20 protein-coding genes are annotated in these 21,464 nt (G+C 60.8%); 13 read left to right on the top strand and 7 right to left on the bottom strand.

The window, feature by feature from the left end:
• Positions 1 to 178 precede the first annotated feature (178 nt).
• On the top strand, positions 179 to 334 hold the full coding sequence (locus tag AB8A50_RS13925) for a Thivi_2564 family membrane protein (protein ID WP_086937086.1): 156 nt from the start codon (positions 179 to 181) through the stop codon (positions 332 to 334).
• Positions 335 to 457: 123 nt separating this feature from the next.
• Here AB8A50_RS13925 and AB8A50_RS13920 read toward each other — a convergent pair whose 3' ends face one another.
• The 4 genes from AB8A50_RS13920 to cysP all read right to left on the bottom strand — a co-directional run bounded on the left by AB8A50_RS13920 (position 458) and on the right by cysP (position 5,705).
• A complete protein-coding gene (locus AB8A50_RS13920; protein ID WP_439078023.1) occupies positions 458 to 2,617 on the bottom strand; it encodes a malate synthase G in 2,160 nt (719 codons plus the stop codon).
• A 131-nt stretch (positions 2,618 to 2,748) separates the two neighbouring features.
• Positions 2,749 to 3,636 (bottom strand): sulfate ABC transporter permease subunit CysW, encoded by an 888-nt coding sequence (gene cysW, locus AB8A50_RS13915; protein WP_184511505.1) that lies wholly within the window; start codon positions 3,634 to 3,636, stop codon positions 2,749 to 2,751.
• Positions 3,636 to 4,463 carry a sulfate ABC transporter permease subunit CysT gene (gene cysT / locus AB8A50_RS13910; RefSeq protein ID WP_439072683.1) on the bottom strand — a complete coding sequence of 276 codons (828 nt, stop codon included), beginning with the start codon at positions 4,461 to 4,463 and terminating at the stop codon, positions 3,636 to 3,638. The genes cysW (AB8A50_RS13915) and cysT (AB8A50_RS13910) overlap by 1 nt, the downstream gene beginning before the upstream one ends.
• Before the next feature lie 225 nt (positions 4,464 to 4,688).
• Positions 4,689 to 5,705, bottom strand: a complete 1,017-nt coding sequence (cysP, locus tag AB8A50_RS13905; protein WP_309948462.1) for a thiosulfate ABC transporter substrate-binding protein CysP — start codon at positions 5,703 to 5,705, stop codon at positions 4,689 to 4,691.
• Positions 5,706 to 6,007: 302 nt separating this feature from the next.
• On the opposite strand from cysP, the gene cysG reads away from it, so the two are divergent.
• The 11 genes from cysG to AB8A50_RS13850 all read left to right on the top strand — a co-directional run bounded on the left by cysG (position 6,008) and on the right by AB8A50_RS13850 (position 16,640).
• Positions 6,008 to 7,444 (top strand): siroheme synthase CysG, encoded by a 1,437-nt coding sequence (cysG, locus tag AB8A50_RS13900; RefSeq protein WP_439078022.1) that lies wholly within the window; start codon positions 6,008 to 6,010, stop codon positions 7,442 to 7,444.
• Complete coding sequence (locus AB8A50_RS13895; RefSeq protein ID WP_089265421.1) at positions 7,441 to 7,755, top strand: DUF2849 domain-containing protein; 315 nt, start codon at positions 7,441 to 7,443, stop codon at positions 7,753 to 7,755. The genes cysG and AB8A50_RS13895 overlap by 4 nt, the downstream gene beginning before the upstream one ends.
• Positions 7,756 to 7,767: 12 nt before the next feature.
• Complete coding sequence (locus AB8A50_RS13890) at positions 7,768 to 9,423, top strand: nitrite/sulfite reductase (protein WP_439078020.1); 1,656 nt, start codon at positions 7,768 to 7,770, stop codon at positions 9,421 to 9,423.
• Positions 9,410 to 9,922 (top strand): DUF934 domain-containing protein, encoded by a 513-nt coding sequence (locus AB8A50_RS13885; protein ID WP_439078018.1) that lies wholly within the window; start codon positions 9,410 to 9,412, stop codon positions 9,920 to 9,922. Before AB8A50_RS13890 ends, AB8A50_RS13885 begins: the two co-directional genes overlap by 14 nt.
• A 207-nt stretch (positions 9,923 to 10,129) precedes the next feature.
• A complete protein-coding gene (locus AB8A50_RS13880; RefSeq protein ID WP_089265721.1) occupies positions 10,130 to 11,119 on the top strand; it encodes a sulfate ABC transporter substrate-binding protein in 990 nt (329 codons plus the stop codon).
• A 65-nt stretch (positions 11,120 to 11,184) separates the two neighbouring features.
• Positions 11,185 to 12,021: a sulfate ABC transporter permease subunit CysT gene (cysT, locus tag AB8A50_RS13875; protein WP_089265418.1), complete on the top strand. Its 837-nt coding sequence runs from the start codon at positions 11,185 to 11,187 to the stop codon at positions 12,019 to 12,021.
• A 6-nt stretch (positions 12,022 to 12,027) separates the two neighbouring features.
• The gene (cysW, locus tag AB8A50_RS13870) at positions 12,028 to 12,921 is read left to right on the top strand and encodes a sulfate ABC transporter permease subunit CysW (protein ID WP_089265417.1); all 894 of its coding nucleotides are present in this window, start codon (positions 12,028 to 12,030) and stop codon (positions 12,919 to 12,921) included.
• Positions 12,911 to 13,951: a sulfate/molybdate ABC transporter ATP-binding protein gene (locus AB8A50_RS13865; protein ID WP_089265416.1), complete on the top strand. Its 1,041-nt coding sequence runs from the start codon at positions 12,911 to 12,913 to the stop codon at positions 13,949 to 13,951. Before cysW (AB8A50_RS13870) ends, AB8A50_RS13865 begins: the two co-directional genes overlap by 11 nt.
• 84 nt (positions 13,952 to 14,035) lie before the next feature.
• Positions 14,036 to 14,545 carry a CAP domain-containing protein gene (locus tag AB8A50_RS13860; protein WP_439062848.1) on the top strand — a complete coding sequence of 170 codons (510 nt, stop codon included), beginning with the start codon at positions 14,036 to 14,038 and terminating at the stop codon, positions 14,543 to 14,545.
• A 110-nt stretch (positions 14,546 to 14,655) separates the two neighbouring features.
• On the top strand, positions 14,656 to 15,852 hold the full coding sequence (locus tag AB8A50_RS13855) for a DUF3734 domain-containing protein (RefSeq protein WP_093756813.1): 1,197 nt from the start codon (positions 14,656 to 14,658) through the stop codon (positions 15,850 to 15,852).
• Positions 15,852 to 16,640 carry a 3-hydroxybutyrate dehydrogenase gene (locus AB8A50_RS13850; protein ID WP_093756812.1) on the top strand — a complete coding sequence of 263 codons (789 nt, stop codon included), beginning with the start codon at positions 15,852 to 15,854 and terminating at the stop codon, positions 16,638 to 16,640. The genes AB8A50_RS13855 and AB8A50_RS13850 overlap by 1 nt, the downstream gene beginning before the upstream one ends.
• Positions 16,641 to 16,681: 41 nt before the next feature.
• Here AB8A50_RS13850 and AB8A50_RS13845 read toward each other — a convergent pair whose 3' ends face one another.
• Both AB8A50_RS13845 and AB8A50_RS13840 read right to left on the bottom strand, forming a co-directional pair.
• Positions 16,682 to 18,058: a flippase gene (locus tag AB8A50_RS13845; RefSeq protein ID WP_439078016.1), complete on the bottom strand. Its 1,377-nt coding sequence runs from the start codon at positions 18,056 to 18,058 to the stop codon at positions 16,682 to 16,684.
• Positions 18,059 to 18,172: 114 nt separating this feature from the next.
• Positions 18,173 to 19,000 (bottom strand): protein-disulfide reductase DsbD domain-containing protein, encoded by an 828-nt coding sequence (locus AB8A50_RS13840; protein WP_093756810.1) that lies wholly within the window; start codon positions 18,998 to 19,000, stop codon positions 18,173 to 18,175.
• A gap of 154 nt (positions 19,001 to 19,154) precedes the next feature.
• Between AB8A50_RS13840 and AB8A50_RS13835 the strand changes: the two genes are divergently transcribed.
• The gene (locus AB8A50_RS13835; protein WP_439078014.1) at positions 19,155 to 19,793 is read left to right on the top strand and encodes a YqgE/AlgH family protein; all 639 of its coding nucleotides are present in this window, start codon (positions 19,155 to 19,157) and stop codon (positions 19,791 to 19,793) included.
• A gap of 3 nt (positions 19,794 to 19,796) precedes the next feature.
• Here the strand turns inward: AB8A50_RS13835 and AB8A50_RS13830 are convergent, their stop codons facing one another.
• The gene (locus AB8A50_RS13830) at positions 19,797 to 21,407 is read right to left on the bottom strand and encodes a hypothetical protein (RefSeq protein WP_439078013.1); all 1,611 of its coding nucleotides are present in this window, start codon (positions 21,405 to 21,407) and stop codon (positions 19,797 to 19,799) included.
• Between the last annotated feature and the right edge of the window lie 57 nt (positions 21,408 to 21,464).

Below are 21,464 nucleotides of genomic sequence, written 5' to 3'. Positions count from 1 at the left end.
GCGCGGATTCTACGTGATCGTCGGTGACCTGAGAGCCAGCTTGCGTGCCTAGTTTGGCGAGGTTCTTTTGTTCCGGTCCGGGAACCCAATGCTCTCGCCCACGTTGGATCACTGTTGAGCAGCTGCGGCGATGGCCGGGGCTGCTATTCATTTCCATTGAGTCTGGGGGGATACGCACATGCTCGTCGGCGTCTTGATCACTTTTCTCGTCGTCATTCTCATTCTGTACTTGATCAATCTGTTGCCGATCGACGGCCGCGCGAAGCAGATTTGCCGCGTCGTCGTGATCATTCTCGGTGTGATCTCGTTGCTGAAGTACATCGCGGTTTTCTAGCGAGATGAACTAACAAAAAAGCCCCGGCGGTTTGCCGGGGCTTTTTTGCTTGCAGCCGATGCGATGGACATTCTCTCATTCGTCATGGCCGGGCTTGTCCCGGCCATGACGACAGAGAGTGTATCAAGCCAGCGCCTTCGCCTCGCGGCGGCGCGCCGTGAGGATGTATTCAGTATAGCCGTTCGGCTGTGTGCGTCCCTCGAAGATCAGGTCGCAGGCGGCCTTGAAGGCGACGCCGTCGAACGAGGGCGCCATGTTCTGATACAGCGCGTCGCCCTTGTTCTGCTCGTCCACCACCACAGCCATGCGCTTCAGCGATTCCATCACCTGATCCCTGGTAATGACGCCCTGATGCAGCCAGTTGGCAAGGTGCTGGGCGGAGATGCGCAGCGTGGCCCGATCTTCCATCAGGCCGACGCCATGAATGTCCGGCACCTTGGAACAGCCGACGCCCTGGTCGATCCAGCGTACGACATAGCCGAGGATACCCTGGCAGTTGTTGTCGATCTCCTGCTTCACATCATCCGGCGCCCAGTTCGACTGCGACACCGGAATGGTGAGGATGTCGGTGAGCTTGCCGCGCGGCCCGCCCTTGGCGAGATCCTTCTGGCGCGTGGCGACATCGATCTGATGATAGTGCAACGCATGCAGCGTCGCCGCGGTGGGCGAGGGCACCCATGCGGTGGTGGCGCCCGCCTGCGGATGGCCGAGCTTCTGCGTGAGCATGTCCGCCATCTTGTCGGGCGCGGCCCACATGCCCTTGCCGATCTGGGCATGGCCCGGCAGGCCATCGATCAGGCCGACATCGACATTCCACTCTTCATAAGCCTTGATCCACGGCGTCGCCTTCATGTCGTTCTTGCGGATCATCGGACCCGCTTCCATCGACGTGTGGATCTCGTCGCCGGTGCGGTCGAGGAAGCCGGTGTTGATGAACATGATGCGCTTGGATGCATTCTGGATACAGGCCTTGAGGTTCACCGTGGTGCGGCGTTCCTCATCCATGATGCCGACCTTCATGGTGTTCTCGGGCAGCGACAGCAGCTTCTCGACGTGCGCAAAGATTTCGCAGGTCAACGCCACTTCATCGGGGCCATGCATCTTCGGCTTGACGATATAGATCGAGCCGGTGCGGCTGTTGCGGATCGGGCCTTTGCTCTTGAGATCGTGGATCGCGATCAGGCCTGCAACGGCAGCGTCGAGCAGGCCCTCGGGAATTTCCTCGCCAGTACTGTCGAGCACGGCGTCCGTGAACATGTGATGACCGACATTGCGCATCAGCATCAGGCTGCGGCCATGCAGGGTCAGGTTCTTGCCGTTGATCGTCTTGTAGACACGGTCTTCATTGAGTGCGCGCTTCAGCGTCTTGCCGCCCTTTTCGAAATCGGCCGAGAGCGTGCCGTTCATCAGGCCCAGCGTGTTGCGATAGACCAGCACCTTGTCGTCGGCGTCCACGGTGGCGACGCTGTCTTCCATGTCGAGAATGGTCGAGACGGCCGACTCCATGATCATGTCGGCAACACCAGCGGAGTCGTCCTTGCCAATGGTGTTGGTTCGATCGATCTTCACTTCGATATGCAGGCCGTTATTGACCAGCAGGATCGAGGTCGGGGTGGCGAGCTCGCCGAGATATCCAGCGAGCTGGGATTCGTTCTTCAGCGCGGTGAGGTTGCCGCTCTTTAGCTTGGCCGAGAGCTGGCCCGCAATGATGCTGTAGGCCGTGACATCGGTGTGGCTGCCGGTGGCGAGCGGCGCGGCCTGATCGAGGAAGGCTTTTGCCTTCGCGATGACTTTGTCGCCGCGTGCCTTATTGTAGCCTTTGCCACCTTCAGACGGATCATGCGGGATTGCATCGGTGCCGTAGAAGGCATCGTAGAGGCTGCCCCAGCGCGCATTTGCGGCATTCAGCGCGTAGCGCGCATTGGTGAGCGGTACCACGAGCTGCGGGCCGCAGATCTGGCCGATCTCGATATCGACATTGGCAGTCTCGACCTGCTTGGTCGCGGGCTCCGGGAGGAGGTAGCCGATTTCCTTGAGGAACGCCGTATAGGCGTTCATGTCGAAGGCGCCCTTGTTGGCCAGATGCCAGGCATCGATCTTGGCCTGCAGCGTATCGCGCACCTTGAGCAGTTCGCGGTTCTTCGGGCCCAGGTCCTTGATGAGAGCGGCGACGCCGGCCCAGAACGCATCTGGCTGGATGCCGGTCCCGGGGGCGGCTTCCTTGGCGATGAAGTCGAACAGGACGGGGGCGATCTGCAGTCCGTGGGCGTCGATGCGTTTCATGGTGTCTTTCTCGCGAGAAGCGGCAATTCTGCTCTAATTTCAGGGAGTATAAGCATAAACGGCGCCAAACCGCGGCGCCCATGGGACCTTTTAACGCCAAACGCTACCCGGTGAGAAGTCCCCTAAAGGGATCAGTGGCCGGGCGGCCGGGCCGGGGCCTGCGCGTGATCTGGCGAGATCCGCTCCAGCGCCACCTTGATCACGATGGTGAGCAGTGCCACGGCCGTCAGCACCGTTGCCGCTGCGAAGGCGCCGGCGACATTGTAGTCCTGATACAGAAGTTCGATCTGCAGCGGCAGCGTCGTGGTCTGGCCGCGGATGTTGCCGGAGACGACGGAGACGGCGCCAAATTCGCCCATCACGCGCGCATTGCACAGGATCGCGCCATAGAGCACCGCCCAACGTACGTTGGGCAGCGTCACGCGCAGGAAGGTCGCAAAGCCGGAGGCGCCGAGCGTCACTGCTGCTTCCTCTTCATCGGTGCCCTGCACCTGCATGAGCGGGATCAACTCACGCGCCACGAAGGGCGCGGTGACGAACATGCTGGCGAGCACGATCGCCGGCAGTGCGAACATCACCTTGATGCCCATGGCCTCGATCAGCGGGCCGAACAGGCCCTGCGAGCCATAGACGAAGATATAGGCGACGCCGGCGACGATCGGCGAGATAGAATAGGGCAGTTCGATCAGCGAAATGAGGAGCGTGCGGCCTGGGAAGACGAACTTGGTCACTGTCCACGCCGCGGCGAGGCCGAACACGATGTTGATCGGCACAGCAATCAGCGCGGTGGTGACTGTCAACAGAATGGCATGCTGCGTGCCGGGCTCGGTGAGGCTGTTGAAAAACGTGCCGATGCCTTGCGACAGCGCTGAACTGAAGATCAACGCCAGCGGTGCGATCAGGAACAGCAATGTGAGGATCGCGACGATGCCAAGTACCACGCGGCGCGTCACCGGGCCGGCACCGACGGGCGTCACCATCCATTCGGTATGGGCGCGTTCACTCGTCGGATGCGACATCACACATCTCCCCGGCCGAGATAACGCAGGTTCCAGGCCTGCACCGCGTTGGTGACAATCAGCATGGCGAAAGCCATCGCCAGCATTACCACGGCAATCGCGGCGGCAGCCTGGTAGTTGTATTCCTCGAGCCGAATATAGGTCAGCAGGGCAACGATCTCGGTCTTCATCGGCTGGTTGCCGGCGATGAAAATCACCGCGCCGAATTCGCCGAGGCTGCGCGCGAAGGACAGCGAGCAGCCGGCGAGGAAGGCCGGAAAGATCGCCGGGAAGATTACGCGCCAGAGAATCTGCAGATCATTGGCGCCGAGCGAGCGGCCGGCTTCCTCGACATCGGAGCCGAGGTCTTCGATCACCGGCTGCACCGTGCGCACCACGAAGGGAATGCTGGTAAAGGCCATCGCGATGGCAATGCCGAGCGGTGCGTAGGCGACCTGGATGCCAAGTGCATCGAGCGGTGCGCCGAACCAGCCTTTCTTGGAAAACAGCGCCGTCAGCGCGAGGCCGGCCACGGCGGTCGGCAGCGCGAAGGGCACGTCGACCAATGCGTCGAGAATGCGCTTGCCGGGAAATTGATAGCGCGCCAGTACCCAGGCGAGCAGCAGGCCGTAGATGGCGTTGAATGCGGTGGCCGCCAGCGCCATCGTCACGGTGACGCGGATGGCCGACAGTGTGCGCGGTGACGACAGGATGCCCCACAATTGCGCAAGCCCGACGTCCGAGGCTTTCAGGATCAGCGCGCAGAGCGGCAACAGCACGATCGCTCCGAGATAAAAGAGCGTAATGCCGAGCGAGAGCCCGAAACCTGGAATGACGCTACGTCTCAAGGGAAGGTCCGTGTGTGAAGCCGTTGGGGCTTCTCTTAGACGATTTGCGCGGAAAGGGAATGCGGCGAGGTCGTCTAATGCAGGCGCCCGTCCTCTCCCATGTCATGGCCGGGCAAAGCGCGAAGCGCCGCTTCGCTAGATGTTCCCGGGCATCCACGTCTTTAGTTCATTTGCAGCGAAGACGTGGATGCCCGGGTCAAGCCCGGGCATGACGGAGTTTGTGGTTCACTTCCCGCCGAACAGCGTGTCCAGCTTCGCGCCGGGATTGAGGTGTTCGGCATTCAGCTTATCCCAGCCGCCGAATTCGTCCTCGACGCGGTACAGCTTCACTTCCGGGAATTTGTCCTTGTATTTTGCCATCACGGTCTTGTCGGTGACGCGGTTATAGCCCTTGGCTTCGATGTCCTGGCCTTCCGGCGAATACAGGAATTCAAGATAGGCGGTCGCGAGGGCCTTGGTGCCGTGCTTGTCGGCATATTTGTCGACGACGGTCACCGGGAATTCGGCGAGCACGCTGGTCGGTGGCACCACCACTTCATACTTGTCCTTGCCGCCGGCATCTTTGCCCGCGAGGTCGCGGATCGACGAGGTCTCGGCCTCGAAGGTGATCAGCACATCGCCGGTACCGCGCTCGACGAAGGTCGTGGTGGCGGCTCGGCCGCCGGTGTCAAACACCGGGACATTGGCGAACAGCTTCTTGATGAAGTCATCAGCCTTGTCGGCACCGTACTTGTTCTTCGCGAAGGCATAGGCAGCCAGATAGGTGTAGCGCGCATTACCCGAGGTCTTTGGGTTCGGGAAGATCACCTGTACGCCGGGCTTCACCAGATCGTCCCAATCCTTGATCCCCTTTGGATTTCCGGCGCGCACCAGGAAGGCCGGCAGCGAGTAATAAGGCGAGGAATTATTCGGCAGCCGCTTGGCCCAATCGGCCGGAATGAGCTTGCCGCGATCATACAGTACCTGCACGTCGGTGACCTGGTTGAAGGTCACCACATCGGCCTCGAGTCCTTCGAGGATCGAGCGCGCCTGGCGCGACGAGCCGTTATGCGACTGGTTGATGGTGACGTCCTGGCCGGTTTTGGCCTTCCACTGCTTGGCGAAAGCAACGTTGATCTCGGCATAGAGCTCGCGCGAGATGTCGTAGGAGACATTGAGCAGCGTGTTCTGCGTCTGCGCCTGGGCGGGTGCGGTCGCGAGAATGCCGAGTCCGGCGGCGAGAGCGATAATGAAACGGTTCACGTGTAGTCCCCTGTGAGTGAGAGCGATCGGATGGCCGGGAGCGGCGGCTGCGGCGTTTTGCCCGGCAAACGGTCCGGAATTTGCTGCGCAACGGGGGCGGGCACGGGTGCGATTTCGCGCCACTCCTGCGTCGGCCGACCGTTATTGAGAAGAAGCATCTACGACGCTTGGTGTTTGAGGACAAAAATTCTATAGTTAGAACGCCTCGAAGAAGATAAAATCTTCTCTTTGCGCCTCGTTATCGAGAGATATATAGAATATAATTCCAGTCAACCCCCGAATTTCGGGGCAGCGGAGTATGTATGCGGTTTCTGCCTGTCTTCCTCGATTTGCAGACCGGGCCGATCATTCTTGTCGGCCAGGGCGAACTCGTGCGCGCCAAGCTGAGGCTGCTGCTGGCGGCCGGTGCGCAGATTCGCTGGTACGCGACGGACGGCAATCGTGACACGTCCGGGCTCGATGCTGAGGGCGTGGCGCGCATTGAGCATGTCGAGGGCGATCCGGTGACCGCCGATCTTTCGGGGTGCATCGCGGTGCTCTGCGCCGGCGCCGGTGAACTCGGTCACGCGGTGGCTGCCCGCGCCAAAGCGAGCGGCGTGCCCGTCAATGTAATGGATGAGCTTGCGCACTCCACTTTCATCTTTCCAGCCATCGTTGACCGCGGCGATGTGGTCGTCGCCGTCGGAACCGGCGGTGCGTCGCCGGTGGTGGCGCGGCGTGTACGCGAAAAGATTGAGGCGATGCTGCCTGCGCGGATCGGCGATCTCGCGGGCTTCATCGGGCGCTGGCGCAAACCGATCAACGACAAGATCGCCGAGGCTCCGTTGCGTCGCAGGTTCTGGGAGCGCATCGTCGATGGTCCGATCGGCGCGTTGGTGCTGGCGGGGCGCGGTACCGAGGCCGAGAAGGCGCTGACGGAAATCGCCGATCTCTCGATCTATGCGGGTGCAGCGCAGGCCGGCGTTGTCGAAGGTCACGTCACGCTGGTGGGAGCTGGGCCGGGCGATCCGGATCTCCTGACCATCAAGGCGTTGCGCGCGCTGCAGGACGCCGACGTTGTATTTTACGACGAACTGGTGTCCCCCGAAGTCCTCGACCGCATCCGCCGGGATGCATCGCGCATTCCCGTGGGTCGCCGGGTTGGCAAGCCCGGTATCGGTCAGGATGCGATCCACAAATTGCTGATCGAAGCCGCGAAAGCCGGGCAACGCGCCGTGCGCTTGAAGGGCGGCGATCCCTTCATTTTCGGGCGCGGTGGCGAGGAGATCGAAGCGCTGCGCGAAGCGGGTGTTGCTTACTCAGTTATTCCCGGCATCACCGCAGGCCTTGGCGCTGCGGCTATGTTCGAGGCGCCGCTGACCTATCGCCGCGAAGCGCTGCGCATCACCTTCCTGACGGCTCACAAGGAAAAGGACGCCGACAAGGTCGACTGGTCGACGCTCACCGACGAGAAGATGACCGTCGTTGTTTATATGGGTATGACCGCTGCCCCCACGATCCGCGCTGGATTGCTCGCTGCCGGGCGCTCGCCACAAACGCCGGTTGGCGTGTTTGCGCGCGTGACGCGTCCGGACGCGCAAGCGGCGGTGGGTATGCTCGACGATCTCCCGGCGCTGGTCGACCAGATCGATGGCGGTCCGGCGGTTCTCATCATTGGCGATGTCGTGGCGCATTCCGCGCCGTGGCGGGCCGCTCAGATCAACAAGCTCGTTTCAGATTTATTGGTGGCTGCCGAATGACCTCTCCGCTGCAACAGAAAATCAAGATCACCGGCCCGTCGGTGGTGACTGCCAACCGTACCTGGGACGGCGTGGTGATTTATCGCGATGCCCATAAAGGCTGGACCACCGACCTCGCAGAGGCTGCCATCGTGCGCACTGCCGATGATGCGCGTGCGCTGCTTGCTGAATCCACAGCCGATGACGTTGGCGCCATCGGTCCCTATATCGCGCCGGTCGCCGTGAACGACAACGGCACCGTCGAGCCCGGCAATCTCCGTGAACAGATTCGCCGCAAGGGCGTCACCATTGACCTTCCGGCTTCGGCTTAAGGCACCTGAATTATGTATGCTTATGATGAAATCGATCGCACGCTGATCAACGAGCGTGTCTCGGAATTCCGCGATCAGGTGAAGCGCCGCCTCGCAGGTGAACTCACCGAAGACGAGTTCAAGATGCTGCGGTTGATGAACGGCGTTTATCTTCAGCTTCACGCCTATATGTTCCGCGTCGCCATTCCCTATGGCACGCTGTCATCGCCGCAACTGCGCAAGATGGCGCATGTGGCGCGACGCTATGACCGCGGCTATGGCCACTTCACCACACGGCAGAACATCCAGTTCAATTGGATCAAGCTCGCCGATCTGCCGGATGCGCTGGAAGATCTCGCTTCGGTCGGCATCCATGCGATGCAGACATCGGGCAATTGCACGCGCAATGTCACCACCGATCAATGGGCAGGTGTCGCGCCGGGCGAGGTCGAGGATCCACGCATCTGGGCGGAATTGCTGCGGCAGTATTCGACCATGCATCCGGAATTCTCGTTCCTGCCACGCAAGTTCAAGATTGCGATCACTGCGTCGGCCCATGATCGCGCGGCGATCAAGGTGCATGACATCGGTCTGCGAATTCACAAGAACGAGGCCGGCGAAACTGGCTTCGAAGTGCTGGTCGGCGGTGGCCTCGGTCGCACGCCATTCATCGGCAAGGTGATCAAGCCGTTCGTGCACGGCCGCGACATTCTGAGCTACGTCGAGTCCATCCTGCGCGTCTACAACCAGTATGGCCGCCGCGACAATATCTACAAGGCGCGCATCAAGATTCTGGTTCATGAGCTGGGCATCGAGAAATTCGCCGCCGAAGTTGAGGATGAGTGGCTGGCGACGCGCGAGAGTGCGCTGACGCTGGACAACGAGGTTGTCGAGGATATCCGCTCGCGCTTCAGCTATCCGCACTATCAGAAGCTCTCCGACACGCCGGACGAGTTGGCGGCCGCGTCGGCCGATCCGCATTTTGCGCGCTGGCTCAAGAACTCGGTCGCGCCGCATCAGCGGACCGGCTACGCCATCGTGACATTGTCGTTGAAGCCGGTGGGCGGCCCGCCCGGCGATGCCACGGCCGACCAGATGGATGCGGTTGCCGATCTTGCCGACAAATACTCGTTCGGCGAAATCCGCGTGGGCCATGAGCAAAATCTAGCGCTGCCGAGCGTGGCCAAGCGTGATCTGCCCGCACTGTGGCGGCAGCTCGACAAGCTCGGCCTCGCCACGCCGAACGTCAATCTGGTCACCGACATCATCGCATGCCCTGGCCTGGACTACTGCTCGCTGGCTAATACGCGTTCGATCCCGATCGCGCAGGAACTAACGCGGCGTTTCGCCAATAACGATCTCGCGGAGCTGATCGGTCGGCTGCATATCAACATCTCCGGCTGCATCAATGCCTGCGGCCATCACCATGTTGGCCATATCGGTATTCTCGGCGTCGAGAAGAACGGCGAGGAATTCTTCCAGATCACAATCGGCGGCCGTGCCGACGAACATGCCGTGGTCGGCACCCTGATCGGACCGGCAGTGCCTTTTGCCGAGGTTGCCGACGTCATCGAGGATATCGTTGAAGCCTATCTGGCACTGCGTGCTCGGCCGGATGAATTGTTTGTCCAGACTGTCGAACGCCTCGGCGTCGAGCCGTTCAAGGAGCGCGTTTATGCCACTCGTTAAGCAAGGCAAGATCGTTGCCGACGGCTATATTCACGTGGCCGACGATGCGGAGATTCCGGTCGACGGAGCGGCGTTGGTTCCGGCTGCGCGTTTTCTCTCCGATCCGGAGGCGCTGCTGAAGCGCAGCAGCCCGACCGGTGTGATCTGGCCGAATAACCGCGATCCGGAAGAGCTGGTGCCTTATCTCGACAGGCTCGCGGTGGTCGCGCTGGTCTTCCCGTCGTTCCGCGACGGCCGAGCCTACAGCCAGGCGCGCCTGCTGCGTGAACGCTACAAATACAAGGGCGAATTACGGGCAACCGGCCAGGTGTTGCGCGATCAGTTCGTCATCATGCTGCGCGCCGGTTTCGATTCATTCGAAGTGAAGAAGGATGCCGATGCGGAAGCGTTCGCGGCTACGGTGAAACGCTACACGGTGTTCTATCAGCCGACCGGCGATGGTCGCATCACGGCGCTGCATCAGCGCATGCAGTTGCGTCATGCGGAGAACGCGCGCTAATTCGCCGCATGTCGACGGCTTTCGCAGCGTTGGTTGATGACAAATGACCAGCGCGCGATACGGTCTCCATACGAAGGCATATTCATAGCACATTGCTGCCGTCATGCCGCCAACATTGGAATCTGGTTTCGTTGACTTAGCGGTGCTTCTTCAAGATTTTGCCCCCACCTCATGACGATCGTGTTGTGAGGTTGGATGGAGATCAAAATGGTCCGTCGTATTCTTCCCGTCATTGCGGGTCTCTTAATTGCAACATCGGCGCACGCGGCAGACATTTCGCTGCTCAACGTGTCGTATGACCCGACGCGCGAGCTGTATGTCGATTTCAACAAATCATTCGCTGCTGCGTATCAGAAGGAAACCGGCAAGAGCGTCGAGATCAAGCAGTCGCATGGCGGCTCGGGGGCGCAGGCGCGCTCTGTGATCGATGGTCTGCAAGCCGATGTGGTCACCCTCGCGCTCGCCTACGACATCGACGCAATCGCCAATAAGGGCCTGCTGGCGAAGGACTGGCAGAAGCGCCTGGCGCAGAATTCATCACCCTATACGTCGACCATCGTGTTCCTGGTGCGCAAGGGTAACCCCAAGGCCATCAAGGACTGGGACGATCTGATCAAGAGCGGCGTCAGCGTCATCACGCCAAATCCGAAGACTTCTGGCGGCGCGCGCTGGAACTATCTCGGCGCCTGGGGCTATGCTCTGAAGAAATATGGATCGCAGGACAAGGCAAAGGAATTCGTCGGTAACATCTTCAAGAACGTTCCGGTTCTCGATACCGGCGCGCGTGGCTCGACCATCACTTTCGTCCAGCGCGGTGTCGGCGATGTCTTGCTGGCCTGGGAAAATGAGGCGTATCTGGCAATCCAGGAATTCGGCAAGGACAAGTTCGAGATCGTCGCGCCGTCGCTTTCAATTCTCGCCGAGCCGCCGGTCGCCGTCGTTGATACCGTCACTGATAAAAAGGGTACTAAAGCCGCTGCCGAGGCCTATCTGAAATACTGGTACACCAAGGAAGGTCAGGAGATCGCCGCGCGCAATTTCTATCGTCCGCGTGATGCAGATATTGCCAAAAAGTACGAGGCTTCCTTCGCCAAGGTTGATCTGTTTACGATCGACGACGTGTTCGGAGGTTGGACCAAGGCGCAGAGCGAGCACTTTACCGACGGCGGCGTGTTCGACAAGATCTACAAGAACTGATCGTTCGCAGCGAACATCCAGACCGGTATGCCGGTCTGGGGCTTTTACCAAAGCAAGGGGACATTGTGAGCGCGGCACCTAAACGAAGTTCGTTGCCGGGGTTCGGCCTGAGCATGGGCCTGACCCTGACATGGCTGTCGCTTTTGATTCTGATCCCGTTGGCCGGGTTGTTCGTCAAGACAGCCGATCTCAGTCTCTCGCAGTTCATCGATACCGTCACCAGCAACCGCACCCTACACGCGCTCAGGATTTCGTTCGGATTGGCCTTCGCGGCTGCGCTGGTCAATCTGGTCGCTGGCCTGATTATCGTCTGGGCCCTGGTGCGTTACCGGTTTCCCGGTCGCCGGCTGTTTGATGCCATTGTCGATATCCCGTTCGCCCTGCCCACTGCAGTGGCAGGCATCGCGCTGACGACGTTGTTTGCGCAGAACGGATGGCTCGGCGCGCCGCTGGCGTCGCTCGGCATCAAGGTGGCGTTTACGCCGCTCGGAATTTTCCTGGCGATGGTCTTCATTGGCATTCCGTTCGTGGTGCGGACGGTGCAGCCGGTGCTGATCGACCTCGATGTCGAGATCGAAGAGGCCGCGGCCTGTCTCGGTGCCTCCCGCTGGCAAACCATCACCCGCGTCATCATTCCCAGCCTCACGCCGGCCATTCTCACCGGCTTCGCGCTGGCGTTCGCCCGCGCCGTTGGCGAATATGGCTCCGTGATCTTCATCGCCGGCAACCTTCCAAATGTGTCGGAGATTGCGCCGCTCTTGATCGTCATCCGGCTGTCGGAATTCCGCTACGCCGATGCGACAGCGATCGCGGTGGTCATGCTGGTCTTCTCATTCCTGATCATCTTCGTGCTCAATCGGCTGCAGCGCTGGGCGCAGACACGCGCGCTGGCCGTGAGTTGACCTGACATGACCATTACAATTATCAATTCGCCAGTCACCGTGGAGCGCGCCCAGTCCGTGGCACGACAGGACCTGCATACTGAGCCATGGCTCGTGCGCGGCATCATTATCGGTGTCGCAGTGATGTTCCTGACAGTGTTCGTGGTCCTGCCGCTGATTTTGGTGTTCTCGGAGGCATTGTCCAAGGGCGTTGGGTTCTATCTGTCGGCCTTGGCAGATTCCGAGGCGCTCTCAGCCATCTGGCTGACGCTGATCACTGCAGTGATCTCGGTCAGCCTCAATCTGGTATTCGGCGTTGCCGCCGCTTGGGCGGTGGCCAAATTCGAATTCAGGGGCAAGACCTTGCTGGTCACCCTGATCGATCTGCCGTTCTCGGTCAGCCCCGTTATCTCCGGTCTGGTATTTGTGCTGCTGTTTGGTGCGCAGGGTTTCTTTGGGCCATGGCTGATGTCGCATGGCATCAACATTCTGTTTGCCGTGCCGGCGATCGTGTTGGCGACCACCTTCGTCACCTTCCCGTTCGTCGCCCGGGAGCTGATACCGCTAATGCAGGAACAGGGGTCGCAGGAGGAAGAGGCTGCGATATCGCTCGGAGCGAGCGGTTGGCGTACCTTCATTGTGGTGACGCTCCCCAACATCAAATGGGGCCTGCTCTACGGCGTACTGTTGTGCAATGCGCGGGCGATGGGTGAATTTGGCGCGGTTTCGGTGGTGTCGGGCCACATTCGCGGCGAGACCAACACCATGCCGCTGCTGGTGGAAATCCTGTATAATGAATATCAACTGGTGGCGTCGTTCGCGATCGCGTCATTGCTGGCTCTGCTGGCGCTCTTGACGCTGATCGCAAAGACCATCCTCGAAGGCCAGATTGAAGAAGGACAGCTGCCCCGTGACGATTGAAGTTCGGAATATCGTAAAGCAGTACGGTGCCTTCAAGGCGCTGGATAATGTCGACCTCAGGGTTGCTGATGGTGAGCTGCTCGCGCTGCTCGGACCGTCCGGTTCCGGCAAGACGTCATTGCTGCGAATTATCGCAGGGCTCGATTGGCCGGATTCCGGCGAAGTCTCGTTCGATGGCGAAAACGCATTGGCGCGGGGCGCCGGCGAGCGCCACGTCGGTTTCGTGTTCCAGCACTATGCGTTGTTCCGCCACATGAGCGTGTTCGAGAATGTGGCCTTCGGCCTGCGCGTGCAGCCGCGCGCCGTGCGCAAGAGCGAAGCGCAGATCCGCGCGCGGGTGAAGGAGCTTCTCGATCTCGTGCAGCTCGACTGGCTCGCCAATCGCTATCCCAGCCAGCTCTCGGGCGGCCAGCGGCAGCGTATTGCGCTGGCGCGTGCGCTCGCCATCGAGCCGCGCATTCTGCTGCTCGACGAGCCGTTCGGCGCGCTCGATGCCAAGGTCCGCAAGGAGTTGCGGCAATGGCTGCGCACGTTGCACGAGGAAATCCACGTCACCTCGATCTTCGTCACGCATGACCAGGAGGAGGCGCTCGAAGTCGCCAATCGCGTCGTGGTGATGGACAAGGGCAAGATCGAACAGATCGGCACGCCTGGCGACGTTTACGATAACCCGGCGACGGCTTTCGTGCACTCATTCATAGGTGAATCGATCGTGCTCCCGGTCGATGTAAGCGACGGCCAGGTGAAGCTCGGCCATCGCCCGCTCAACATCGATGCGGGCAGCGCAAGCGGACCGTCGAAATTGTTTGTTCGTCGTCACGACATGCAGATCGGTCCGCTCGGCGAGGGAGCCCTCGAAGGCACCGTGCGCCGCGTCCGCACCTTCGGCCCGATCCAGCGCGCCGACATCGCGTTGTCCGGCGATGATACGCTGGTGGAGATCGATGCCCCGCGCGACCGTCCGCTCACCACGGGCGATGCGATCAGCCTGCAGCCGCGGCGCTACCGGATCTTTGCCGGGCAGGAGTGACTGGCGCTTTCTAAAAATCCCCTGCGTTCACCTTTCAGCCACGGTTGGTGTGCAACAACGGCCCCTTGATTTGGGGGATTGCCGATGAAGCGGGTGGCTCTGGCCAGTCTGGGAGTTCTGTTGCTGGCAGGGTGCGCGGGGACCGTCGATACCGTGCCGGACCAGCCCACCATGTATCTCAGCATGGCCAATGGTGGCGCCAAGCTCGATCCGGTGGCCGCAGCCTCGATGATCTCGCTGTACCGGCAGAACAACGGCCTCGGTCCGGTAGTGGTCGATCCCGCATTGATGGCGCTGGCGGAAGACCAGTCCACCGCCATGGCGAAACGGAACAAGCTCGATCACGACGTGAAGGCGCCGCTGGCCAAGCGTCTGAATGCCGGCGGTTATCCGGCGAGCTTGGCCGTCGAGAACGTCTCTGCGGGCTACCATACGATGGCCGAGGCCTTTTCTGGCTGGCGGGACTCGCCGCCGCATCGCGCTAATATGCTGAAATCCGGTGTCACAAAACTGGGCATCGCCGCGACCTACGCTCCCAACACCAAATACAAGGTGTTCTGGACCATGATCCTGGCTTCGACGGATTCCAAATAAGCCTTTCCAGATAGCCGAAGCGTGATGGTGCTCCGCACCATCCGAGATTGACGCCGCCGCAAGGGGACGCCACGGTACGGTTCCCGTCGCCGACAGGATCGAGTGGTCTCATGGATATGTCCGATCAGCCTCAATCCAGCGCTGCCAGCAAACCCGCCGAAGCCAAGCGCGTCCTGGTGCTGCAAGGGGGCGGCGCGCTTGGCTCCTATCAGGCCGGCGCCTATGAGGCGCTGTGTCATCATGATTTCGAGCCGGAATGGGTGGCTGGCATCTCCATCGGTGCCATCAATGCGGCGATCATCGCGGGCAACGAGCGCGACAAGCGGATCGGCAAGCTCAAGGAATTCTGGGAGATGGCGGCATCGCCGGTCCCCTGGAGCCCGATGCTGACGGATGATCGCGCGCGCTCTTATTTCTACGAGGCAGGCGCGGCTGTCATTGCTACATTCGGTGTGCCCGGTTTTTTCGTGCCGCGGATTCCGCCAGCACCGCTGTGGCCGCCCGGCAGTCCGCAGTCGCAGAGCTTTTACGACACCGCGCCGCTCAAGGCGACGCTGGAACGGCTGGTCGACTTTGATCGTCTCAACGATTGCAAGACCCGGCTAAGCGTTGGCGCCGTGAGCGTGACCACCGGCAACTTCACTTACTTCGACAACACGCTCTTCAAAAAAGATCGCAAAAGGATCGAGCCCGAGCACATCATGGCCTCCGGCGCGTTGCCGCCGGGGTTTCCCTCGATCGTCATCGATGGCGAGCATTTCTGGGATGGCGGCATCGCCTCGAACACGCCGCTGGATTTCGTACTGGATGACGTCACCAGCGACCTGTTGATCTTCCAGGTCGACCTGTTCAGCGCGCGCGGGCCATTGCCGCAGTCGATCCTGGAAGCGCAGGAACGCGAAAAGGACATTCGCTATTCCAGCCGCACCCGCATGAATACCGACAAGAACAAGAAGATCCACAACATCCGCAAGGCGCTGCGTGATCTGATTGGTAAATTGCCGGCAGAACTGAAGCAGGATCCCGGAGTGGCGCTGTTGTCGGAAGCCGCGAAGGAAAATACCGTCACGGTGGTGCATCTGATCTATACGAGCAAGAATTACGAGTCGTCGTCGAAGGACTACAATTTCTCGCGCATCGGGATGGTGGAGCACTGGGGTGCCGGCGAGCGCGATGTATTCCTCTCGATGCGCCACAAGGACTGGTTCGAGCGGCCGCAATCCGATGAATCGATGGTGACCCATGCGCTCACCGCCGACGATTACAATGACCTCCCGCAGCATTTGACGTCCAACAGGAGCAAGTAATGGCTAATCTCACAGGCAAGACCGCCGTCGTCACCGGTTCGACCAGCGGCATCGGCCTCGCTTATGCGCGCGCTTTCGCAAGCGCTGGCGCCAATATCGTCATCAACGGCATGGGCGCGCCTGCTGACATCGAGAAGGAACGCGCGGCGATCGAGAGCGATTTCAAGGTCAAGGCGATCCATTCGCCAGCGGACATGACCAAGCCGGCCGAAATTGCCGAAATGGTCGCGCTCGGCGAGAAGACCTATGGATCGGTCGATATTCTCGTCAACAATGCGGGCATCCAGTTTGTGTCTCCGATCGAGGAATTCCCGATCGAGAAGTGGGATGCGATCATCGCCATCAATCTCTCTTCGGCCTTCCATGGCATCCGCGCCGCCGTGCCCGGCATGAAGAAGCGCGGCTGGGGTCGCATCATCAACACCGCCTCAGCGCATTCGCTGGTCGCCTCGCCATTCAAGTCGGCTTATGTCTCTGCCAAGCACGGCATCGCCGGTCTGACCAAGACCGTGGCGCTGGAAGTGGCCACTCACAAAATCACCTGTAATTGCATTTCGCCTGGCTATGTCTGGACGCCGCTGGTGGAGAAACAGATCCCCGACACCATGAAGGCGCGCGGACTGACCAAAGAACAGGTCATCAACGACGTCCTGCTCGAAGCGCAGCCGACCAAGGAATTCGTGACCTCCGAACAGGTCGCGGCCCTGGCGCTGTTTCTGTGCGGCGACGATGCGGCGCAGATCACCGGCACCAATCTGTCGATCGATGGCGGTTGGACGGCGGAATAAGTTTGCTTCCTGACCTCCTCCTGCTTTGCAGGGGGAGGTTGCTAGGCGCCTTGCTTTCCGAAGACGAGCACGTGCAGTCCAAGCCGCTGTCGCACGATCCAGAACAGCAGGATCGTCTCGAATGTAAGCGCGATCGACGTTGCCGCGGCGGCGCCATGGCCGCCGAATTTCGGCACCAGCACGAGACACAGCACCAGGTTCATCACGAAAGCCGACGCGTAGGCCACGGCGCAAATATGTTGGTGACCGAGCATGTTGAGCAGCCGCTCGACGGGACCGATTGCGGCGCGCACCACGAGGCCGATGGCCGCGATGAACATGATGTCGTAACCGCTGGTGAATTGCGGACCGAACAGCCATAGCAGCGGCTTGCCCAGAGCGAGCAGGATCAGCGTCGCCGCGAGCGACGGCCAGAACGTCCACTTGATGGCGTGGGTGACGTAAGCGGAAAGTCGATCCTTGTCGCCGGCCGCGTGATATTCGGTGAAGCGATGCGCCGTTGTCGCCGACATCGCGTAATGAATGAACGACACCAGCGCCAGGGTCTTCACCACAGCGAAGTACACGCCGACTTCGTCCGATGAGACGAACTGCTGCAGCACCAGCACGTCGGTGTAGGACAGCAGCAGATAGAAGCTTTCCACCAGCAGGATCGGCAACGACACTGCGAGCCAGCCGCGATAGTCATAGGCTTTCGGGCCGGGTTCGATATGCGCCGCGAGCCGGCGATTGAGCACGATCATCTGGCCGATCATCGCGACCCAGACGGCTGCGACGCTGGCCAGCATTGCGATGGTCGCACCAAGCTTAAAGCCCAGTGCGAAGGCGCCGGCGGTGAAGCCGATGATGAGCGCCTGGCGGATGATGAATTGCGGCATCAGGCCGAGGCGCATCCAGTCATGGGAGCGCGCGATACCATCCTGCGTGTTGGCAACGACGAAGGCCGGCAGTGTCAGGCAGCCGAGATAGAGCGGCACCACCGTGTCGGCGTCGATCCACGGCGAGATGAGCTTGACGAGGCCAGCGAGCAGCAGCGAGATGATCACCGAGACGATACCGGTCATCCAGCGGCTGCCAGAGAGGAAGCCGCGCAGCCGCGCGTGGTCGCCGCTGGCGCGATATTCCGGGATGATCTTCTGGGCTGAAGCGGCGATGCCGAAATCCATCATCGAGCCGAGGAGCAGTACCCAGGTCCAGACATAGACATAGATGCCGTAATCCGACGTGCCCATCCAGCGCGCCAGCAGGATCTGGGAGAAGTAAGCGAGGCCGGCCGAGATCACGCGGATGAGGAAGATAGTGCCGGCGAGGCGGCGCGTCAGCGAGGCTTCTCCTGAGCCGGTGAACAGTGCGCGCAGCCTGGCCTTGAGGCCGGTGGGCGCGGTTTCGGGTGCGGAGTTTGCGTCCATCACGGCCACGACAAGGTCCTCAGCCGCAGGCGTGCGGCAGCGGTCTGGCGTAGCAAGCAGTCGTTAACATCCGGTTGGACGGAGATATACAGGTTGCGCGCAACAAGTCACGCGCCAGCGGTATCAGGGCAGGTTGACGTTGAATTCATAGGCGCGGTCGCTGCCGACCAGCGTCAGTTTCAGGGCCGCGCCGTCGGTCGTGGCGCCGGGTGGCACGCCATCGAGTTCAAAGCTGAACCGCTTCACGCCGGGCGGGCTCTTGGCCTCGAGTTTGGGAATCGGCAGCGCCCATTCCGGCGTCGGGCCCTCGACGAACAGGTTGGGTTCGCTGCCTTCGGGCGCCACGACGTCAACGAACACATTCTTGCCCTCGCGCTTGAGGTCGCGCACCGTCAGTGGACTGGCGTCGCCCATGGTTGCCGGCTTAGGCACGGTATCGAGCGCCGCAGTCAGGGCTCCGTCTTCTGTGCTGGCCACGCTGGTAAAAGCGAGCTCGGTATTGGCATCGACCGGGATGCAGAGCTTGTCGCAGACCGCGTAATTGATCGCCGCACGGAGAATCACCGGCTTGCCGGGGTCCTTGGCGATCACCCGCATGGGCAGCACCACCTGTTTCACATAGCCCAGCGACAGGCCGCCGGCGCCATCCTCGAATTTTTTCGGCGCCGGCCACAGGATGGTGACGGTATCCAGGTTCTCCGATTTGGAGAAATCGAAGCGGGGCGGTACCCCGGAATCACCGGGATTCCGCCAATAGGTGTGCCAGCCGGGCTGCAGCTGGATCGCGATGCCTCCCAGCATTACCGGCCCGCTACGCGAGCCTGCCACAAGCCTGATCTGCGAATGACTGTCTATCTGCCAAGGTGAGGTGTCCTCCGCCTGCGCGCTGCAGGTGAGGAGCAGGCCCGCGGCGCAGACAGCGACAATGTGGTGCGGAACAGATGCGGTCATCGGGCGTCCTTACAGGGTGGGCCTGTCATAAAGCCAAACCTGTCTTAAGCTATTGAACTGCTTGTGATCCGGTTTTCGTATGCGTTGCGGAAGGCTGATTGACAGAACCCAGACCCAATATCAGGATAGGCAACGAAATGAGAGCGGTTTGCTGATGGAACCCACTCGCAAGCGCCCCCGGAAAAGCCGCGCGAAATCCGGCGTCGGCGACACTGGCAACTACCTCGACGGGCAGTTGCTGATCGCCATGCCTGTGATGGAAGACGAGCGCTTCGCCCGTTCGGTGATTTACGTCTGCGCGCATTCGTCGGAAGGTGCCATGGGCATCATCGTCAATCGGCCTGCGGGGAGCATCGATTTTCCCGAATTGCTGGTTCAACTGGACATCATTGAAAAGTCCGACAGCATCAAGCTCCCGGAAAGCGCCGAAAGCATGAAAGTGCTGAAGGGTGGTCCGGTCGAGACCGGCCGAGGTTTCGTGCTGCATTCCAGCGATTTCTTCATCAAGGACGCGACATTGCCGATCGACGATGGCGTCTGCCTCACCGCGACCGTGGATATCCTGCGCGCCATCGCCAATGGCGGTGGACCCAAGCACGCGATTCTCGCGCTGGGCTATGCCGGCTGGGCGCCGGGCCAGTTGGAAGACGAAATCCAGGGCAACGGCTGGCTGCATTGCGCAGCTGATGAGGATCTCATCTTCGGCGGTGATGTTGAGGAGAAGTATCTTCGCGCGCTGCAGAAGATCGGGATCGCCCCGGGGATGTTGTCGGCCGAGGCGGGCCACGCGTGACCGTCAGGAGCCGGTGGAGCGCAACGGACACGCCACGTTGGTGGAGCCCAGTTGGGCACCTTCGATCTCCACGCAGGGCTGCGACGCATCGATCATCAGGTCATAGGCAGCCAGTGCTTCTGCACGGAACGGCCGACCTTTGATGTGCATCTCCCACACGCCGCCGGGCAACGGCTCCTTCAAACCCGCTCGGATACGATTATCGTATTTGCCGGCAGGCAGGATCGGCAAAGCGAGATCGGCAATCGTGTAGAAGCGGGATCCAGCAGGCAGGAGTGGTGCGACGAAAGCTAGCGGCTTGTCGAGTAACAGATAGGTCGCGGGCTGCGAAAGCCGCGATGAAACCATTGGAGCGTATGGATTTGACCATGGTCGTCGCCACCAGTCGGTTGGCTGCGACCACGCAGCGGTGATCGCTGCAATGATGAAGATCGAGCGGCTTGCGTGTTGGCTGACAGGATGCGTGGGGATGGTCGAGCGAAATGCCGTGACGATGCGTACCAGCAACAACACGATTAGTGGCCCGGTCAGCAATTCCAGCGCGACGGCATAGCGCTGGATCGAGAACAAAATCAGCCAGACCGCATAAGACGTGACAAAGAAGATCAGGAGCTGCAAGTCGCGCCTCGAAAAAATAGCGCGCGCATGCTTCATTTGAGCAATGAAGGCGATCGGAAGCAACGCGCATAGCATCGCAAAGCGTGCGTCGCGAAACGGTAGCTCCGAGCTGCGGAAATTTCCGACGAGCCAATGAAATGGATAGGCTAGGCCATCCAGAATTCCCTTCGGAATGAACTGGCGATCGAGCAGCGTAATTTCTCGCATTTCCGGCGAGGGAAACAGACTATTCAACAGCGGAAAGAACGGATTGCCGAATTCACGCCACAGCATCAGGCTCCAGACGCCGCCCGTCATGATCGTGCCGATCGCGCCGCCGATGGCGAGGCAGGTCACGGCCACCAGAGGGCGTGTCGCGCCAAGTGCGGCGCCCGCCAGGCCAATTGCGAAGACGATGTTGGTGAGTTTGAAGCCGAGCGCGAGGCCGACCAAAATTCCTGCGACGATGTAACGTATTGGTCGCGGCTCATCGGCCGCCAGCATCAGCGCCAGCCCGGCGATAATCGGGATCGCAGTGAGAATGTCGGAAAAACTGGTGCCGACTTCCGACAGCGTCATCGGCCCCAGCGCAGCCAGCAGCAACGCAGCGACAATCGTCATCGCGTTGGCTGCGTGCCCGAGCACGATCCGTGACAGCCAATAGACCAGCGCGAGGTTGAGCCCATGCACCGCGCCCATGGTCATCCCGGCAATAGCCGGCGGCAGCGCGTGACGGAGATAGTACCAAGGGAAGTAGATGATAGGGTTGAAGTGGGTCTGGAAGCCCGGTGGGATTACATCGTGATCGTAACGGCCATTGAGCAATGCCCAGACGTTGTATTCGTGATAATTCTGCCAATCCCAATTGGCATCCTCGCCAGCCCATCCGGCATAGACCGCGCCGATCGCCATCGCGCCCGCCACAACAAAAAACGGCCGAAACCGGTCATGAGGACGTGGGGCCGCAGCCGCGGCGTCCGCCAGAAATGGCAGTTCATGGGTGGAAATTGACGTCACGATGAGCGATGCAGCCACAAATGAATATGGAGCTTGCCTACCAAGTGAATCTTGCCG

It is taken from the genome of Tardiphaga sp. 841_E9_N1_2, from assembly GCF_051811065.1.
Classification (GTDB): Bacteria; Pseudomonadota; Alphaproteobacteria; order Rhizobiales; family Xanthobacteraceae; genus Tardiphaga; species Tardiphaga robiniae.
The sequence above is the reverse complement of the archived record's forward strand: the minus strand, read 5'-3'. Positions and strand labels throughout refer to the sequence as shown.

Coding starts and splice junctions, on each gene's coding strand:
- cysW (WP_184511505.1), bottom strand. CDS start 3,636: ATGTCGCATCCGACGAGTGAACGCGCCCATACCGAATGGATGGTGACG.
- AB8A50_RS13840 (WP_093756810.1), bottom strand. CDS start 19,000: ATGACCGCATCTGTTCCGCACCACATTGTCGCTGTCTGCGCCGCGGGC.
- AB8A50_RS13895 (WP_089265421.1), top strand. CDS start 7,441: ATGACCTCTCCGCTGCAACAGAAAATCAAGATCACCGGCCCGTCGGTG.
- AB8A50_RS13860 (WP_439062848.1), top strand. CDS start 14,036: ATGAAGCGGGTGGCTCTGGCCAGTCTGGGAGTTCTGTTGCTGGCAGGG.
- AB8A50_RS13885 (WP_439078018.1), top strand. CDS start 9,410: ATGCCACTCGTTAAGCAAGGCAAGATCGTTGCCGACGGCTATATTCAC.
- AB8A50_RS13855 (WP_093756813.1), top strand. CDS start 14,656: ATGGATATGTCCGATCAGCCTCAATCCAGCGCTGCCAGCAAACCCGCC.
- AB8A50_RS13890 (WP_439078020.1), top strand. CDS start 7,768: ATGTATGCTTATGATGAAATCGATCGCACGCTGATCAACGAGCGTGTC.
- AB8A50_RS13920 (WP_439078023.1), bottom strand. CDS start 2,617: ATGAAACGCATCGACGCCCACGGACTGCAGATCGCCCCCGTCCTGTTC.
- AB8A50_RS13880 (WP_089265721.1), top strand. CDS start 10,130: ATGGTCCGTCGTATTCTTCCCGTCATTGCGGGTCTCTTAATTGCAACA.
- AB8A50_RS13850 (WP_093756812.1), top strand. CDS start 15,852: ATGGCTAATCTCACAGGCAAGACCGCCGTCGTCACCGGTTCGACCAGC.
- AB8A50_RS13925 (WP_086937086.1), top strand. CDS start 179: ATGCTCGTCGGCGTCTTGATCACTTTTCTCGTCGTCATTCTCATTCTG.
- cysG (WP_439078022.1), top strand. CDS start 6,008: ATGCGGTTTCTGCCTGTCTTCCTCGATTTGCAGACCGGGCCGATCATT.
- AB8A50_RS13835 (WP_439078014.1), top strand. CDS start 19,155: ATGGAACCCACTCGCAAGCGCCCCCGGAAAAGCCGCGCGAAATCCGGC.
- cysW (WP_089265417.1), top strand. CDS start 12,028: ATGACCATTACAATTATCAATTCGCCAGTCACCGTGGAGCGCGCCCAG.